General features: G+C 66.2%; 18 protein-coding genes. 15 read left to right on the top strand and 3 right to left on the bottom strand.

The window, feature by feature from the left end; genetic code table 11:
• Window positions 1–9: 9 nt before the first annotated feature.
• From WJ16_RS26985 to WJ16_RS26970, 4 genes are read left to right on the top strand one after another with little or no spacing between them, the layout of a single operon-like run.
• Complete coding sequence (locus WJ16_RS26985; RefSeq protein ID WP_069260083.1) at window positions 10–189, top strand: hypothetical protein; 180 nt, start codon at window positions 10–12, stop codon at window positions 187–189.
• A 10-nt stretch (window positions 190–199) separates the two neighbouring features.
• Window positions 200–1,234 carry a ferredoxin--NADP reductase gene (locus tag WJ16_RS26980; RefSeq protein ID WP_069260082.1) on the top strand — a complete coding sequence of 345 codons (1,035 nt, stop codon included), beginning with the start codon at window positions 200–202 and terminating at the stop codon, window positions 1,232–1,234.
• 39 nt (window positions 1,235–1,273) lie between these two features.
• Entirely contained in the window at window positions 1,274–2,860 is a 1,587-nt protein-coding gene (locus WJ16_RS26975; protein WP_069260081.1) for a FadD3 family acyl-CoA ligase, read from the top strand.
• A gap of 32 nt (window positions 2,861–2,892) precedes the next feature.
• Window positions 2,893–3,666, top strand: coding sequence for an SDR family NAD(P)-dependent oxidoreductase (locus WJ16_RS26970; RefSeq protein WP_069260080.1), 774 nt, complete (start codon window positions 2,893–2,895; stop codon window positions 3,664–3,666).
• Between the two features lie 54 nt (window positions 3,667–3,720).
• Here WJ16_RS26970 and WJ16_RS33835 read toward each other — a convergent pair whose 3' ends face one another.
• Window positions 3,721–4,446 carry a lysozyme inhibitor LprI family protein gene (locus WJ16_RS33835; protein WP_076606011.1) on the bottom strand — a complete coding sequence of 242 codons (726 nt, stop codon included), beginning with the start codon at window positions 4,444–4,446 and terminating at the stop codon, window positions 3,721–3,723.
• A 967-nt stretch (window positions 4,447–5,413) separates the two neighbouring features.
• On the opposite strand from WJ16_RS33835, the gene WJ16_RS26965 reads away from it, so the two are divergent.
• Both WJ16_RS26965 and WJ16_RS26960 read left to right on the top strand, forming a co-directional pair.
• Window positions 5,414–6,091: a hypothetical protein gene (locus WJ16_RS26965; RefSeq protein ID WP_069261155.1), complete on the top strand. Its 678-nt coding sequence runs from the start codon at window positions 5,414–5,416 to the stop codon at window positions 6,089–6,091.
• 374 nt (window positions 6,092–6,465) lie between these two features.
• Window positions 6,466–6,702 carry a FitA-like ribbon-helix-helix domain-containing protein gene (locus WJ16_RS26960; RefSeq protein ID WP_069261154.1) on the top strand — a complete coding sequence of 79 codons (237 nt, stop codon included), beginning with the start codon at window positions 6,466–6,468 and terminating at the stop codon, window positions 6,700–6,702.
• A gap of 131 nt (window positions 6,703–6,833) precedes the next feature.
• On the opposite strand, the gene WJ16_RS26955 is transcribed toward WJ16_RS26960, so the two are convergent.
• Together WJ16_RS26955 and WJ16_RS26950 are read right to left on the bottom strand one after the other, a co-directional pair.
• On the bottom strand, window positions 6,834–7,220 hold the full coding sequence (locus WJ16_RS26955) for a helix-turn-helix domain-containing protein (protein ID WP_069260079.1): 387 nt from the start codon (window positions 7,218–7,220) through the stop codon (window positions 6,834–6,836).
• Window positions 7,217–7,426, bottom strand: coding sequence for a type II toxin-antitoxin system RelE family toxin (locus WJ16_RS26950; protein WP_069260078.1), 210 nt, complete (start codon window positions 7,424–7,426; stop codon window positions 7,217–7,219). The genes WJ16_RS26955 and WJ16_RS26950 overlap by 4 nt, the downstream gene beginning before the upstream one ends.
• Before the next feature lie 438 nt (window positions 7,427–7,864).
• Between WJ16_RS26950 and WJ16_RS26945 the strand changes: the two genes are divergently transcribed.
• From WJ16_RS26945 to WJ16_RS26905, 9 genes are all read left to right on the top strand, one after another.
• The gene (locus WJ16_RS26945) at window positions 7,865–8,728 is read left to right on the top strand and encodes an FkbM family methyltransferase (RefSeq protein ID WP_226241895.1); all 864 of its coding nucleotides are present in this window, start codon (window positions 7,865–7,867) and stop codon (window positions 8,726–8,728) included.
• Window positions 8,729–8,898: 170 nt separating this feature from the next.
• Window positions 8,899–9,309, top strand: a complete 411-nt coding sequence (locus WJ16_RS26940) for a type II toxin-antitoxin system VapC family toxin (protein WP_069261152.1) — start codon at window positions 8,899–8,901, stop codon at window positions 9,307–9,309.
• Window positions 9,310–9,508: 199 nt separating this feature from the next.
• A complete protein-coding gene (locus tag WJ16_RS26935; RefSeq protein WP_069260077.1) occupies window positions 9,509–10,405 on the top strand; it encodes a VOC family protein in 897 nt (298 codons plus the stop codon).
• Between the two features lie 9 nt (window positions 10,406–10,414).
• Complete coding sequence (locus tag WJ16_RS26930) at window positions 10,415–11,308, top strand: CoA transferase subunit A (protein ID WP_069260076.1); 894 nt, start codon at window positions 10,415–10,417, stop codon at window positions 11,306–11,308.
• A gap of 10 nt (window positions 11,309–11,318) precedes the next feature.
• On the top strand, window positions 11,319–12,116 hold the full coding sequence (locus WJ16_RS26925; protein WP_069260075.1) for a CoA-transferase subunit beta: 798 nt from the start codon (window positions 11,319–11,321) through the stop codon (window positions 12,114–12,116).
• A gap of 8 nt (window positions 12,117–12,124) precedes the next feature.
• Window positions 12,125–13,057, top strand: coding sequence for an enoyl-CoA hydratase (locus WJ16_RS26920; RefSeq protein ID WP_069260074.1), 933 nt, complete (start codon window positions 12,125–12,127; stop codon window positions 13,055–13,057).
• Window positions 13,054–14,142, top strand: coding sequence for an NAD(P)H-dependent flavin oxidoreductase (locus WJ16_RS26915; RefSeq protein WP_069260073.1), 1,089 nt, complete (start codon window positions 13,054–13,056; stop codon window positions 14,140–14,142). Before WJ16_RS26920 ends, WJ16_RS26915 begins: the two co-directional genes overlap by 4 nt.
• A gap of 25 nt (window positions 14,143–14,167) precedes the next feature.
• Window positions 14,168–14,977 carry an enoyl-CoA hydratase family protein gene (locus WJ16_RS26910; protein ID WP_069261151.1) on the top strand — a complete coding sequence of 270 codons (810 nt, stop codon included), beginning with the start codon at window positions 14,168–14,170 and terminating at the stop codon, window positions 14,975–14,977.
• Window positions 14,974–16,143, top strand: a complete 1,170-nt coding sequence (locus WJ16_RS26905; protein ID WP_069260072.1) for an acyl-CoA dehydrogenase family protein — start codon at window positions 14,974–14,976, stop codon at window positions 16,141–16,143. The genes WJ16_RS26910 and WJ16_RS26905 overlap by 4 nt, the downstream gene beginning before the upstream one ends.
• Window positions 16,144–16,151: the final 8 nt, after the last annotated feature.

Here is a 16,151-nt window from a genome sequence, read left to right as displayed (position 1 = left end):
AGACGACACATGACACGCAGACTGAACCGCGACCACACGAACGATGCGCACACCACGATCCTGCAAGCACTCGCGCGGACGATCGGCGGCGCGAGCGCGCACGTGCTGAATGCGTTTGCGGGCGTCGCGCCGGCGCTGGCGTCGACGCAAGCGTATCGCGCTGCCGGCGACACGGCCGGCGCGGCATGAGGAGCGGGCGATGAGCGATTCCCGTTTTCACCGGCTGACCGTGGCCGACGTGATCGCCGAAAGCGACGACGCGTGCTCGTTCGTGTTCGACGTGCCTGCTGCGTTGCGCGACGCGTTCGCGTACCGGCCCGGGCAGTTCCTGACGCTGAACGTGCCGTGCGCGGATGCGAGCGTCGCGCGCTGCTATTCGCTGTCGAGCGCGCCCGGTATCGACGCCGCGCCGAAGATCACCGTCAAGCGCGTACGCGACGGCCGCGCGTCGAACTGGCTGTGCGACCGCGTGAAGGCGGGCGACACGCTCGACGTGCTGCCGCCGGCCGGTGTGTTCACGCCGCGCACGCTGGACGGCGACCTGCTGCTGTTCGCGGGCGGCAGCGGCATCACGCCGGTGCTGTCGATCCTGAAATCGGCGCTCGTGCACGGTCGCGGGATGCTGACGCTGATCTATGCGAACCGCGACGAGCGTTCGGTGATTTTCCGCGACGAACTGCAGCAGCTCGCGCACCGTCATCCGGGCCGGCTGCGCGCGATTCACTGGCTCGACAGCGTGCAGGGCATCCCGCAGCAACGCCATCTCGAGGAACTCGCGCGGCCGTTCAGCCGGCAGGAGACGTTCATCTGCGGGCCCGCGCTGTTCATGGAGAACGCGCTCGCCGCGATGCTCGGCCTCGGGCTGCCGCGTGCGCGGGTGCACGTCGAGCGGTTTGCGTCGTTGCCCGATGCGCCGGCGCAGGCCGATCCGTCCGCGACGGCAGCCGAGGCCGGCTACGGCGCGGCGATCGAGACGGTCCTCGACGGCGACGCGTTCGCGTTCGACAGCGCACCCGGCGAAACGCTGCTCGACGCGATGCTGCGCGCGGGCGTGCCGGCGCCGAATTCCTGCCGGATGGGGCAGTGCGGCGCATGCATGTGCCGGATCGAGCGTGGTGAAGTCGCGCTCGACAGCAACCACGTGCTCGACGACGACGAGATCGCGGCCGGCTGGACGCTCGCCTGTTGCGCGCGGCCCGCGAGCGACGCGCTGCGCGTGGTGTTTCCCGACTGAGCCGCGGCGCGCCGGCGGCGCGCACGGCCACCCTGATCTATGACGATGGACAACGAAATCCTGACCACGCCCGCGCTGATCGCACGGGCAGCCGCGCGCCACGGCGCGCATCCGGCGATCGAGTCGGAACACGGCCGGCTGACCTACGCGGAACTCGATGCGGCGCGCGTCGACGCGGCCCGCGCGCTGCTCGCGAGCGGCATCGACGCGGGCGACCGCATCGCGGTGTGGGCGCCGAACCTGCCGCAGTGGATCGTCGCGGCGCTGGCGATCCACACCGTCGGCGCGATCCTCGTGCCGGTCAATACGCGAATGAAGGGGATGGAGGTGGGCGGCATCCTGCACGACGGCGGCGTGCGGCTGCTGTTCTGCTGCGGCACCTTCCTCGGCGAATCCTATCCGGCGATGCTCGCGCCGCACCGGCCCGCGACGCTCGAACGCGTGGTCGTGTTCGACGGCGAGCCGCCCGCCGGCGCGTGCGACGAGACCTGGAACGCGTTCCTCGCGCGCGGCGCCGCGGTGCCGCTGGCGGCGGTGCGGGAACGCGAGGCGCAGGTCACACCCGACACCGTGATGGACCTGATGTTCACGTCCGGCACAACGGGCCGCCCGAAAGGCGTGATGACCGCGCACGGCCAGAATCTGCGCGCCGCGCAGGCGTGGGCGGCGATCGCCGGCGTGCGCGCCGACGACCGCTACCTGATCGTCAATCCGTTCTTCCACACGTTCGGCTACAAGGCCGGCTGGCTCGCGGCGCTGTCGAGCGGCGCGACCGTGCTGCCGCATCTCGTGTTCCAGCCGGCCGACGTGCTGCGCCGCGTGGCCGACGATCGCGTGTCGGTGCTGCCCGGGCCGCCGACGCTGTACTACGCGCTGCTCGACGCACCCGATCGCGCGCGGCACGACCTGTCGTCGCTGCGGATCGCGGTGACGGGGGCGGCCGCGATCGCGCCGAGCCTGATCGAGCGGATGCGCGCGGAGCTCGGCTTCGAGACGGTGCTGACCGGCTACGGGCTGACCGAGTCGTGCGGTTTCGCGACGCTGTGCCGGCAGGGCGACGATGCCGAGACGGTCGCCTGTACGTCCGGCCGGCCGATGCCGGACGTCGAGCTGCGCATCGCGGGGCCGGGCGGCGCGCCGCTCGGGCCGGACGAGACCGGCGAGATCTGGGTGCGCGGCTACAACGTGATGCGCGGCTACTTCAACCAGGCGGACGCGACGCGCGAGACCGTCGATGCCGACGGCTGGCTGCATACGGGGGATCTCGGCTGCGTCGATGCGAACGGCAACCTGAAGATCACCGACCGCATCAAGGACATGTTCATCGTCGGCGGCTTCAACTGTTATCCGGCCGAGATCGAACGGCTGCTCGCCGCGCATCCGTCGATCGCGCAGGTGGCGCTGGTCGGCGTGCCCGATCCGCGGCTGGGCGAAGTCGGGCACGCGTATGTCGTGCTGCGGCCGGGCGCGCATGCCGACGCGGACGAACTGAACGACTGGGCGCGCCGCAACATGGCGAACTACAAGGTGCCGCGCTATTTCACGTTCGTCGAGCAGCTGCCGACGAGCGCCGCCGGCAAGGTGCTGAAGTACCGCCTGCGGGCGCAGACCGAGGCGGCGGCCTGAGCGCCGCCGCGACACACGAACGGGATGAACGCATGAACGACAACGGGTTTCCGCAGGGGGCGGTACTGGTGTTCGGCGGCAGCGGCGGGATCGGGCAGGGTGTCGCGCGCGAGTTCGCGCGGGCCGGCGTGCCGGTCGCGGTGGGCTACCGCAGCAAGGCCGACGTGGCCGAGCGCGTCGCACGCGATATACGCGACGAAGGTGTCGCGGCCACCACGCACCGCGTGGACGTGACCGATCCCGCGCAGGTCGACGCCGCGCTCGCGGCTGCGATCGGCGCGCATGGCCGCGTGCATACGATCGTGTGGGCGGCCGGGCCGTTCGTGAACCAGCGCCATATCGGTGACATGACGCACGACGACTGGCGCCGTGCGATCGACGTCGAGACGGTCGGTTTTTTCAACGCGGCGAAGGCCGCGTTGCCGCATTTCCGCGCGTCGGGCGGCGGATCGTTCGTCACGCTCGGCTCGGCCGGGCACCTGCGCTGGCCGGATCGCGACGGGCTGTCGGTCGCGCCGAAGGCGGCCAACGAAGCGCTGGTCAAGGGGCTCGCGCGCGAGGAAGGCCGCCACGAGATCCGCGCGAATTCGATCCTGGTCGGCGTGATCGAGGCCGGGATGTTTCCGGTGCTGCTCGAACAAGGGCAGTTCGACCAGGCGTGGATCGACGAGACGCAGAAGATGCTCGCGCTCAAGCGCTGGGGGAAGGCGCACGATATCGGGCGGGCGGCGGTGTTTCTCGCGTCGGATCGGGCGAATTACATCACCGGGCAGCAGTTGAATGTGTCGGGCGGGTATGGGTTGTAGCGAGTGCGAAGACGCCTGCTCGGACGAGCAGGCGTCGGCGTCGCTTGAGCCGCGTCAATTGTCTTGAACGTTAACATCGCCGGTTTGGGCGATCTTCGTCAGAACGCGCTTCTGATACGCATACCACGATGTCAGACATTCCTTGTCGCGACAATTTTTCTCACGAAAATTCCATTGTTTGCGTGTCCGCTCAACAAAGGCAGCCTTGTCGATGACGGCGTCTTTCGCTTGTTGGTAAGTCGCGGCCAGATCTCGATCTGAAGCCGCAAGATCGGGATCGTGACAGATCAAAAATTCCGGAATGGACTTGGCTTTAGCACAGTCGAAGCTGGTTTGTTGCAGGGGGGAGGCTGCAGCGTCGCTTGCGGGTTGATTTGCCACTGGCTGCGCAACAGGTAAATTCGATGGTGGCGAGAGCGTCGTAGTCGCTGATTGTTGAGACTGGGGCAACGTTGCCGTGCGTTGACCATAGGGCGTCAGCTGCCCTGACATCGCGTCTTCGATCATTGCGCCGATCAGCGAATTGGGTACAACCCGTATGGTTTCAGTTTTTACAACCGAATCGCCGGCCATGGTTTGCGACTTGGCGAAATTGCACGGGGCTGAACACGTAATGCGATTCGAAATATTCGGATTGTCTTCATCGACCAGGAGCAGAATATAGCTTCCATCCCTCAGGCCCACATAGCGCATCATGACAAGCGCCTTCGTGGCCTTTCCTGCTCTCACGTCGTCTTCACTAAGTGCAGGCTCGTAACCATACGTGCCATCTTGGCTCATTGCGTAGTTGTGTGAAGGGGGCGGAGGCGCAGGGGCCACCACTGGGGGCGGTTGCTGCGGCGTGGAAGTGTCGCTGGATGAATTGGGACTTGTCGTTGACGACTGAGCACTGTTGTCGGATTGTTTCGAATTGCAAGCAGCAACAGTGGCTGCAACCAACAAAAGAATTGCGATGTGTTTCACATTTTCCCCCGCTAGTCGATTTGTCTTATAAATTGCCGATGGTTGCCGCGGATGTTCGAGGTGAGGTGCGTCGCCTGCAATTTTCCGTTTGCCGGATTGATTTATAAATCGGATCGGTCTTGGTTGATGGATTGTATCAAGGGGCTCCGTTCGGATGGTGATCTAGAAAGCCAATAAATCTTAAGTATTAGATACCCGCCGGCATCCGTATTCACCCTGCATCGCCACGCGCGATCGCGCATCGGCCTCGCGCTCGACGAGCGCGAGGTCACATTCTTGCAACGCATTCTTCGATGCGTTGCGTCACACACCCTTGACGACCACGGCGACTCCCGACCGCTGAAGGCCGTTCAGCCTCGTTCCGCGCGCATTGCGGCCTCGATGGACGGCGCGGCAGGTCGCGTGTGCCGGCATCGCTCACCGAATCACGATGCGTTCCTGAAACATTTCCTCCGATGACAAGCCGTGTGACCGCCCGTGTTCGGCGCTCACGCTTGTCGCGCTTCGGTTTGCGCCGCATGGCATGCGCTTTGCGGTTGACCCGGTGCCGCCGGTGCGAACGAAACAGGCAACCACGATGAACGCATCGGCGGCATGCAACGACATCGAAACAAACGGGGAATCGGATCGGGCCGCGGGCGCCGCGCATGTCGTATCGGTCATGCGCGCGGGGCAACGCGTTCCCGATCCGTAGAACGGCAAGCGTGCTTGCAAGGTGTCGTGTCGGGGTTCGCAACGCGCAGGGCGGCGCAGGCCGCATGCGTTGGCGACGCGCGCCCGGCACATGTCGGGGGAGGCGCCCGTGAAAATGACGGTGAACCAATGGGCAGCGGTCGCGGCGATGTGCGCGGCTAGCGCGCACGCGCAGGAGATCTACCTGCAGGGCGGTACGCAGGGCGTCGGCATCGGCGCGGCCGTGAGCTTCAATTCGATGCTGGGGGCGCACGCGGATTTCAATGCGATCGATCTGACGCATGATTTCACGGTGGCAGGCAATCGCTATCAGGACGACCTGAAGTTGCGCCAGGGCGGCTTGTACGCCGATGTCTTTCCGTGGCGAGGCAGCGGCTTCCGGGCGACGCTCGGGTTGCGTTTCAACGACGACGAGCTTCACGGCGTATCCGTGCCGACCAACGGCACCTATGTGTTCGGCGGCAAGCGTTATCCGGCGCTGCCGGGAATGTACGCGGTGGCGGAAGCGCGCTATCCGACCGTGATGCCGTACTTCGGGATCGGCTACGGGCATCGGCCGGCGTCGAAGGGGCTGGGTTTCGTTGCCGACCTCGGCGTCGCGTACGGGATACCGAAATGCTCGTACACGCTGTCGCCGGAACTGGCAGCCGCGGCCGGGCCGGCGAAGAGCCAGATCCTGGCCGCGAGCGGGCTGGATTCGCTGCGGCAGGTGATGTCGCGCTATCGGTGGTACCCGGTGTTGCAGATCGGGATTTCGTATCGGTTCTGAGTGGTTCGGCTGGCGTCGCGTGTGCCGGGGAGGGCGACGCCGGCATCGCCGATACGGGCGTGGCAACGCTCGCCGACCGACGACCGTTGCGAGCACGGCGCGCGGCGGCGGTGAATGCAGCCGCCTCGCTGCGGTTTGCGGGCGTCTCCACAAGACGGGGTGAATAGTCGATCGGCCGTCTTTCCCGCCGTTCCGATCCGGCTTACCTTGCTAACAGCAATTCGACCCGTCGGGCGAGCGGCGCATGCCGAGACGATTCATGCGGCTCGTTATCGTTCGCCGACGCCAATCACTGTCCTCTTTCCGCCGATGGCGATGATTGCAGTTCGCAGTCGCGGCGCTATCATTGATATCAAACCAGGATGGAGGAACTTATGGCAAATCTACTGGTGCGTAACGTGGATGACAGTATCGTTCAGAGCCTGCGCGAGCAGGCTGCGGCAAATGGCCGGAGTGCCGAGGCCGAACACCGGGCCATTCTGGCCGATGCGCTCGGCCGGCCGAAGCGAAAGACATTTGCGCAGGTGCTGATGAGCATGCCTGATGTTGGCGACGACGCGGATTTTCAACGTGTTCAGGATTCCGGCGGGGCCACGCGTGTATTTGATTGAAGCATTCGATCGGATGACAGCCCTTGTCGCCGAAGGGCGTGTTCAGAACTTGTTCAGAATTCCTTAAGAACCCAGCTTTACCCGAAGAGACTCAATCCCTCGCGCAGCCCGACGAGACGAGCGACATCACGTTACGGTTGCGCAGGCAGTCGCTCGATCAGTTCGTCAACCGGCACGGAGAGCGCGCTGGCGATCTTGGACAGCACGTCGGTAGTGCCGACGCGTTGACGCGTTTCGATCTGACTGAGATACGGTTTGCTGATGCCCGCTGCTGCGGCGAGAGCATCTTGTGTCATACGCAGATGATTGCGCCACGCGCGAACGGGATGATCGCCAGCCAGTTCCGCGTCAAGCACGGCGGCCGGGATGCGGTGGCCGTCATCGCTTGCCTTTGCGCGTGCATACAGCGCTTCGTCTTCGAGGTCTTCGAGCAGATCCTTCACGCGGTCCCACAGTTCGATGGGGACCACCGCAAAGGCCCGGTGGCCGTCATGCTCGATAAATTGAACTTCGGTCATTTGTAGGCACCTCCACGGGGTTTGACGGCCAGCACAACGATCACAACGCGGCCGTCTTCGATTTCGTACAACACACGCCAATCGCCAACTCGGAGCCGGTAGCCGGGCTGGCCTGCCAACTTCTTCGCGTTCGGATTCGGTGCGTAGGGATCGGCAGCCAGTGCATCGATCTTTTCCCGAATCGTCACCGAAATGTTGCGCGGCATTGCCTTGAGGGCTTGGGCGGCTTGTTTGGGGATTCGATTGAGTGCATGAACGTATGTTTGCAAAGTGCTAATGGATTTGCAAATAAAGTTAGCGGAAATTGGAAGAGGCACCTCGCCCGACGAAGCCCAGCAAACACCGACGATGCAGCGCGCTCGTCGCGGACGGTAAGATGCACCGCCACCAGCACAATATCTTGTCCGTTTCCGGTTTCATGGCATGTCTTTACATGCTCTACGGCCTGGAATATGACGGGTGGGGATGTTTTGCCCAGAAGCACCATTGATCAACGAATCCCTGGCACGTTGGCGGCCATCTCGTCATATGTACGTATGTGAACGCCGTACGATGACGCACACCCGACGGGATATGTCAGAAGAATAATTTCGCGGATACCGAGGAATATTAGTTTAGACGTCTTGACCCTATAATCACATTCCGTGAATAACTACGAAGACGGGGTCGTGATGCCGCTGTATGAGGATCGGATGTGTCGACACGGCAAGATGCTGTTTAATTCGAATGATGAGTTTGTCGGTCGCAGCCTGTCGTTGTATGGGGAGTGGTCGGAGCCGGAAGCATTCCTGTTTATGCAGATGGTTCGGCAGGGCGACACGGTTGTCGAGGCCGGGGCGAACATCGGTTCGCATACTGTCATGCTCTCCAAAACAGTTGGCGATAACGGAACGGTATTCGCGTTCGAACCACAGCGGCACACGTTTCAATTGCTGAATGCGAATCTCGCGCTGAACGAGCGGCTGAACGTGCGTGCATTTCAGTATGCGGTTGGCGACGTCGACGAGACTGTCGAGTTTCCGATCGTGGACCCGCGATTGCCGAACAATTTCGGCGGATCATCGCTACTGATGAGTCATGCCGTGGCCGAACAGGTGCCGTTGCGCACGATCGATTCGTTGCGGCTGCCGAGACTCGACTTCCTGAAAGCCGACGTCGAAGGTTTCGAAATTCAAACCATTCGCGGCGCGCAGGATTCAATCCGGACACTGCGTCCGATCGTGTATCTCGAATACCTCAACCACTACACGGGAGACAGTTCGAAGTCGTTTCTCGAGTACTTCGCGCCGCTTGGCTATCGCGTCTGGTATTTCATTACACCGGTGTACAACCGTCTGAACTTCCGCGGCAACCCGGAGAACGTATTCGATGGGATATGGTCGTTCGATCTCGTATGCGTTCCGCGTGAGCGCGGCGAAATGCACGGGCTCGTCGAGGTGACGCCGGACAACGAGGGCGTGTGTCGCGATCCGGACGCATGGCGGCGCGTTCGGTTCGTGCCTGCGTAGGCGACGTCGAAGGGGGCGATGGATAGGCCGCAAGTCGACTGGAAGACGGTCGAGGGTAAGTGCTTGATTCTCACGGCGGCAAGATGGACACTCCAGCAAGTGTTTTTTCGCCGAAATGTGCCTCTAACCAATTGAAAGCAAAAGAAAACGCGTCGAATCGTCAAGCCTATCTGATTGATACGAACGTCATCAGCGAAATCAGGAAGGGCAAGCGAACCAACCGCGGCGTGCGGGCATTCTTCAAGCAAGCAGCGGCCGACGCGAGCCCGCTTTACCTGTCCGTCGTAACGGTTGCTGAACTTCGCCGCGGCGTCGACCTGATCCGTCATCGCGGCGATACGCGCCAGGCGTCGATGCTCGAGGCCTGGATGGCGACCATCCTGTCCGGCTATGCGCCGAACATCCTGCCGGTCGACATCGAGATCAGCCAGATGTGGGGGCATTTGCGCGTGCCCGATCCGACCCACGAACTCGACAAACTGATCGCGGCCACCGCGCTGATCAACGATCTCACGGTCGTCACGCGCAACGTCGACGATTTCGCCCGTACCGGCGTCAGGCTGCTGAACCCGTTCGACTGACCCGGATTGCCGCACCGCGGCAACTTTTCCCTGCGCCCCGTTTCCTCCCGCACGCCCGGCCCGTCCCGCCGGGCTTGCGCGCGCGCCTGCGCCGCGTCGATTCCCCGCCGCCTCTCGTCCCAACAGACGATGTAACGCCACCCCCGACCGGCCAGAATCCTTTCACGAACAACGGATTCTGAACCAGGAGGAGGCCGACATGATCGATGTCCGTGCGCTTGGCTATGTCGTCGTCGAGGCGACGCGCGTCGATGCGTGGCGCCGCTACGCGGAAGACGTGCTGGGCATGCAGGCGCTCGACGCGCCCGACGGCGCGCTGTACCTGAAGATGGACGAGCGCGATTTCCGCTACGTGATCGTCCCCGGCTCGACCGACCGCTATTTCGCGTCGGGCTGGGAACTGCCCGATGGTGCCGCGTTCGACGCCGCGCTCGCGGCGCTGCAGCGTGCGGGCGTCGAGCCGGCGCGCGCGAGTCGCGACGAAGCCGCGCTGCGCCGCGTGCAGGCGATGGCGTGGTGCACCGACCCGTCCGGCAACCGCCACGAGCTGTACTGGGGCGCGCGCTGCGACTTCCGCCGCTTCGTGTCGCCGCTGGGCGTCGCGCGCTTCGTCACCGGCGACATGGGGCTCGGCCACGCGGTGCTGCCCGCGCCGCAGTTCGATGCGACCGACGCGTTCGTGCGCGGCGTGCTCGGCTTCGAGCTGTCCGACATCTATCGCGTGAAGTTCACGCCCGATCCGGCCGAACCCGAGAAACGCATCCATTTCATGCACTGCCGCAACGCGCGCCATCACAGTCTCGCGTTGTTCGAGATGGCCGTGCCGTCGGGCTGCGTGCATGTGATGGCCGAAGTCGACTCGATGGACGAAGTCGGCCGCGCGCTCGACCGGGTCGCCGCGCACGACGTGAAGATGTCCGCGACGCTCGGCCGGCACTGCAACGACCAGATGATTTCGTTCTACATGAAGACCCCCGGCGGCTTCGATCTCGAATACGGCTTCGGCGGCCTCACGGTCGACTGGTCGAAACATGCGGTGTTCGAGGCCACGAAGGTGAGCCAGTGGGGCCACGATTTCAGCATCGGATACCGGTAAGCCAGCACGATGACGATGAAACCTCTCGACAAGACGATGTCCGCGCGCGACGTGGTCGCGCAACTCGCCGACGGCATGACGATCGGCATCGGCGGATGGGGGCCGCGGCGCAAGCCGATGGCGCTGGTGCGCGAAATCGCGCGCTCCGACCTGAAAGACCTGACGGTCGTCGCGTACGGCGGCGCCGACGTCGGCCTGCTGTGCGCGGCGGGCAAGGTGCGCAAGGTGGTGTTCGGCTTCGTGTCGCTCGACGTGATCCCGCTCGAACCGCATTTCCGCCGTGCGCGCGAACAGGGTCGCATCGACGTGCTCGAACTCGACGAAGGGATGCTGCAGCTCGGCCTGCGCGCGGCCGCCGCGCGGCTGCCGTTCCTGCCGACGCGCGCCGGGCTTGGCACCGCGCTGCTCGATCACGCACCGCAACTGCGCACCGTGCAGTCGCCGTACGACGACGGCGAAACGCTGCTCGCGATGCCCGCGCTCGAACTCGACGTCGCGCTGCTGCACGTGAACGCAGCCGACCGGATGGGCAACACGCGCATCGACGGCCCCGATCCGTTCTTCGACGCGTGGATGGCGCGCGCCGCGCAGCGCTGCTACGTGTCGGCGGAAAAGGTCGACGCGTCGCTCGCGAGCGAGGACCTCGACGCCGCGAAACGCAACCCGTTCGAGCGCTCGCTCGTCACGGGCGTCGTGCACGCGCCGGGCGGCGCGCACCCGACGTCGTGCGGGCCGGCCTACGGCTGGGACCTGCCGCACCTGCGCGCGTACTGCGCGAGCGCGGAGGACGACGCGAAGACGGCGGCCTACCTGCGCGACGTGGTCGGCCAGGACGAACGTCAGTACCTCGAAGGCGTCGGCGGCCTGTCGCATGTGACGACGCTGCCGTTGCCGATTCTGTAAAGGAGCGCCTGTGAGCGAATCTCTTGACCATTCCCTCGCGGAACTGATGATCGTCGCGTCCGCGCGACTCTGGCGCGACGACGGCGAAGTGCTGGCGACCGGCATCGGCACGGGCCCGCGGCTCGCGGCCGGCCTCGCACGGCTCGCCTACAACAACGGACTGCTGTTGACCGACGGCGAAGCGTATCTCGTCGAGGAGCCGGTGCCGCTCGGCCCGCGCCCCGACGGCTATCGCGTGAAGGCGAGCGGCTGGATGACCTACGAGCGCGTGTTCGACTGCCTGTGGCACGGCCGCCGTCATGCGCTCGTGATGCCGACGCAGATCGACCGTTTCGGCCAGGCCAACATCTCGTGGCTCGGCGACGACTACGCGCGCCCGAAAACCCAGCTGCTTGGCGCGCGCGGCTTCCCCGGCAACACGACGAACCACGCGAACTCGTTCTTCGTCAGCGGCCACGGCAAGCGCACGTTCGTCGCGGGCGAAGTCGACATGGTGTGCACGGTCGGCTACAACCCGGCGCGCCGGCTGCCGGGGATGAAGACCTTCGTCGACCTGCGCAGCATCGTCACCGATCTGTGCGTGATGGATTTCGGCGGCCCCGACCACGCGATCCGCGTGCGCTCGCTGCATCCGGGCGTGAGCTTCGACGAGGTGCAGGACGCGACCGGTTTTCCGCTGATCGCCGCGCCGGACCTCGGCACGACGGCCGCGCCGGACGCGGAAGACCTGCGCATCGTGCGTGCGCTCGACCCTCACAACCTGCGCGCGACGATCGTGCGCAACAATCCGGCGCCGCGCCGCGGATGAGGCCCGACATGGAAGCGACCCAGGTGACCTTCGGCGACGGTGTCGTCGACTACGCGGTCGAAGGCGGCATCGCGACGATCACGATGAACCGTCCCGAGTATCACAACGCGCAGAACTCGAAGATGACGTATGCGCTCGACGCGGCGTTCCGGCGCGCGGCGCACGACGACGCGGTGAAGGCGATCGTGCTCGCGGGCGCCGGCAAGCATTTCTCGGCGGGTCACGACATCGGCACGCCGGGCCGCGACATCCACGAGTCGTTCGACCGCGCGTCGCTGTGGTACGACCACGTCGACAAGGAAGGCGGCGAATTCCTGTATGCGCGCGAGCAGGAGGTGTACCTCGGGATGTGCCGGCGCTGGCGCGACCTGCCGAAGCCGACGATCGCGATGGTGCACGGCGCGTGCATCGCAGGCGGGCTGATGCTCGCGTGGGTGTGCGACCTGATCGTCGCGTCGGAGGATGCGTTCTTCGCCGATCCGGTCGTGCGGATGGGCATTCCGGGCGTCGAGTATTTCGCGCATGCGTACGAGCTGAACCCGCGCATCGCGAAGGAGTTCCTGTTTCTCGGCGAACGGATGCCGGCCGAGCGGGCGTACCAGATGGGGATGGTCAACCGCGTGGTGCCGCGCGAACGGCTGCGCGACGCGACCTACGCGATCGCCGCGAAGATCGCGACGATGCCGCGCCTCGGACTCACGCTGACCAAGCAGGCGCTGAATCACGTCGAGGAACTGCAAGGCAAGCGCGCGGCGATGGACGCGGCGTTCGCATGGCATCACTTCGCGCATGCGCACAACGAGCTGGTGAGCGGCGATCGTCTGGGCGGCTACGACGCGCGCAGCATGGCCAGTTCGCAGCGTCAGCCGAACGGCGCGGAGCGAAGCGACACGCAAGCGCCGGCGCCGGCGCCGGTCGCCGTCAACGGAGCCGCCGCATGAGCACGACGCTGCATACGCCGTTGTGCGACCTGCTCGGCTGCCGCTATCCGATCGTACAGACCGCGATGGGCTGGGTGGCCGATGCACGGCTCGTCGCGGCCACGAGCAACGCGGGCGGCTTCGGCTTCCTGGCCGGCGCGACGCTCGACCCGGAGCAGGTCGAAGCCGAGATCCTGAAAGTGAAGTCGCTGACGGATCAACCGTTCGGCATCAACTTCCACATGTTCCAGAAGAACGCGCAGCAGGTCGTCGAGCTGGCGATCAGGCACCGGCTGCGCGCGGTGAGCTACGGCCGCGGGCCCGATGCGAAGACGATCCGCCGCTTCAAGGACGCCGGCATCGTCTGCATGCCGACCGTCGGCGCGCCGAAGCACGCGGCGAAGGCGGTCGAGCTCGGCGCGGACATCGTGACGGTGCAGGGCGCGGAAGGCGGCGGCCACACGGGCGCGGTGCCGACCACGCTGCTGCTGCCGAAGGTACTCGACGCGGTGCAGGTGCCGGTGGTCGCGGCAGGCGGCTTCTTCGACGGGCGCGGGCTGGCCGCCGCGCTCGCGTACGGCGCGGCCGGCATCGCGATGGGGACGCGCTTCCTGATGAGCGCCGAATCGCCGGTGCCGCGCGCGACGCTCGATCGCTATGTGGCCGTGGGCGACCCGGCACGCATCCGCGTGTCGGATGCGCTCGACGGGCTGCCGCAACGGATGATCGACAACCCGTATCTGCTGAAGCTCGAACGCTTCGGCCCGCTGCGCCGCACGTGGTTCGCGCTGAAAACCGCCGAAGCGTGGCGGCGCCGGAACGGCCTGAGCACGGCCGACATGCTGGGCCTCGCGCTCAGGGCGCTGCGCTCGCACGACTACACGGCCAGCCAGACGCTGATGGCCGCGAACGCGCCGTTCCTGATCCAGCGCGCGATCGTCGAGGGGCGTCCGGACGAAGGCGTGCTGCCGAGCGGCCAGGCGGCCGCGATGATCGGCGCGATTGAATCGTGCGACGCGCTGATTGCGCGCATCGTCGCGCAAGCCGGCGAGCGGCTCGACGCGCTGGCCGCGCTGCGCGGCGCGCCGGCCGCCGAGGCCGCGTGAACACAATCACAGGGAGGCAGAGGAGATGACAGCAACCCACCAACCGGCCGGCGCGATGCCGTTCCGGATCGATCGCGCAGACGGCATCGCCGAACTGGTGATCGCCCATCCGCCCGTGAACGCGCTCGACGCGCAAGGCTGGCACGCGCTTGCTCGCGCGCTCGACGCGCTCGGCGAGGACGACGGCGTGCGGGTGATCGTCGTGCGCGGCGAGGGCCGCGGCTTCTGCGCGGGCGTCGACATCAAGGAGCTGGCCGCGCATCCGGAGCGGATCGTGTCGGTCAACGCAGGCAACTACGAGACGTTCCGCGCGGTGCACCGCAACCCGAAGCCCGTAATCGCGGCCGTACACGGCTTCGTGCTCGGCGGCGGGATTGGCATCTGCGGCGCGGCGGACATCGTCGTCGCGGCCGACTGCGCGCGCTTCGGCGTGCCCGAGATCGATCGCGGCGCGATGGGCGGCGGCGCGCATCTGCAACGGCTGTTCGGCGTGCAGAAGGTGCGCACGATGTATTTCACCGGCGACATGATCGACGCGGCCGAAGCGTACCGGCTCGGCGCGCTCGAGCAGGTCGTGACGCGCGACGCGCTGCGCGACGCGGCGCTCGCGATCGCCCACCGGATCGCGGAGAAGAGCCCGGCGATGGTGCGGCTCGCGAAGGAGGCGCTGAACGGCGTCGAAGACGGCGATCTCGAGGACAAGTACCGCTGGGAGCAGGGCTTCACGCTGCAGGCGTACATGACGAACGATTCGACCGAAGCGCGCGCCGCGTTCGTCGAAAAGCGCGACGCGCGCTTCGATGCGCAGGCCGCTGCCGGGGAGGCCCGCGCATGAACCTGACCTATACGCCGCAACAGCAGGCGTTTCGCGCGGAGATCCGCGAATGGCTCGCCGCGCACGTGCCGCGCGAGCGGCTGCCGAGCTTCGACACCGAGGAAGGCTTCGCCGCCCACCGCGACTGGGAGCGCACGCTGCACTCGGGCCGCTGGAGCATGGTCACGTGGCCGCGCGAACTCGGCGGGCGCGGCTGCGACCTGATCGAGTGGCTGATCTTCGAGGAAGAGTACTGGCGCGCGGACGCGCCGATGCGCGTGAACCAGAACGGCATCTTCCTGCTCGGCCCGACGCTGATGGATTTCGGTACCGCGGAGCAGAAGGCGCGCTTCCTGCCCGCGATGGCGGCCGGCGAGCACGTGTGGGCGCAGGGCTGGTCGGAGCCGAACGCGGGTTCGGACATGGCCGCGATCCGCACGACGGCGGCCCGTATCGGTGACGAATACGTGCTGAACGGCCAGAAGATCTGGTCGACGCGCGCGGTGTGGGCGGACTGGCTCTTCGGCCTGTTCCGCAGCGATCCCGACTCGTCGCGCCACCACGGGCTCACGTTCCTGATGGTGCCGCTGTCCGCGCCGGGCATCACGGTGCGGCCGATCCGGCAGTTGAACGGGCAGACCGGTTTCGCGGAAATCTTCTTCGACGACGTGCGCGTGCCGGTCGGCAACCGGCTCGCGGCCGAAGGCGCGGGCTGGCAGGTCGCGATGGCGACGGCCGGTTTCGAGCGCGGGCTGATGCTGCGTTCGCCGGCACGGTTCCAGCGCACCGCGCAGGCGCTGCGCGACCTGTATCTCGCGCACCGCGACAGCGCGGACCGCGACCCGACGCTGCGCGAGCGCGTGGTGCAGGCGTGGATGGATGCGCAGGCGTATGCGCTTTCGACGTATGCGACCGCGAGCCGGCTGCTGAAGGGCGGCCATATCGGCGCGGAGTCGAGCACCAACAAGGTGTTCTGGTCGGAACTCGATCTGCGCATGCACCAGACCGCGCTCGACATCCTCGGCGCGCACGGCGAGGTCGTTCCGCAGACAGCCGCGCAGCACGCGACGCTCGGCCACTGGCTCGACGGCTTCCTGTTCGCGCAGGCCGGCACGATCTACGCGGGCACCAACGAGATCCAGCGCAACATCGTCGCCGAACGGATGCTCGGCATGCCGCGCGCGTAACGGCGCCG

This window comes from Burkholderia metallica (assembly GCF_001718555.1).
GTDB classification, from domain to species: domain Bacteria; phylum Pseudomonadota; class Gammaproteobacteria; order Burkholderiales; family Burkholderiaceae; genus Burkholderia; species Burkholderia metallica.
This window is presented reverse-complemented; position numbering and strand designations above follow the sequence as displayed.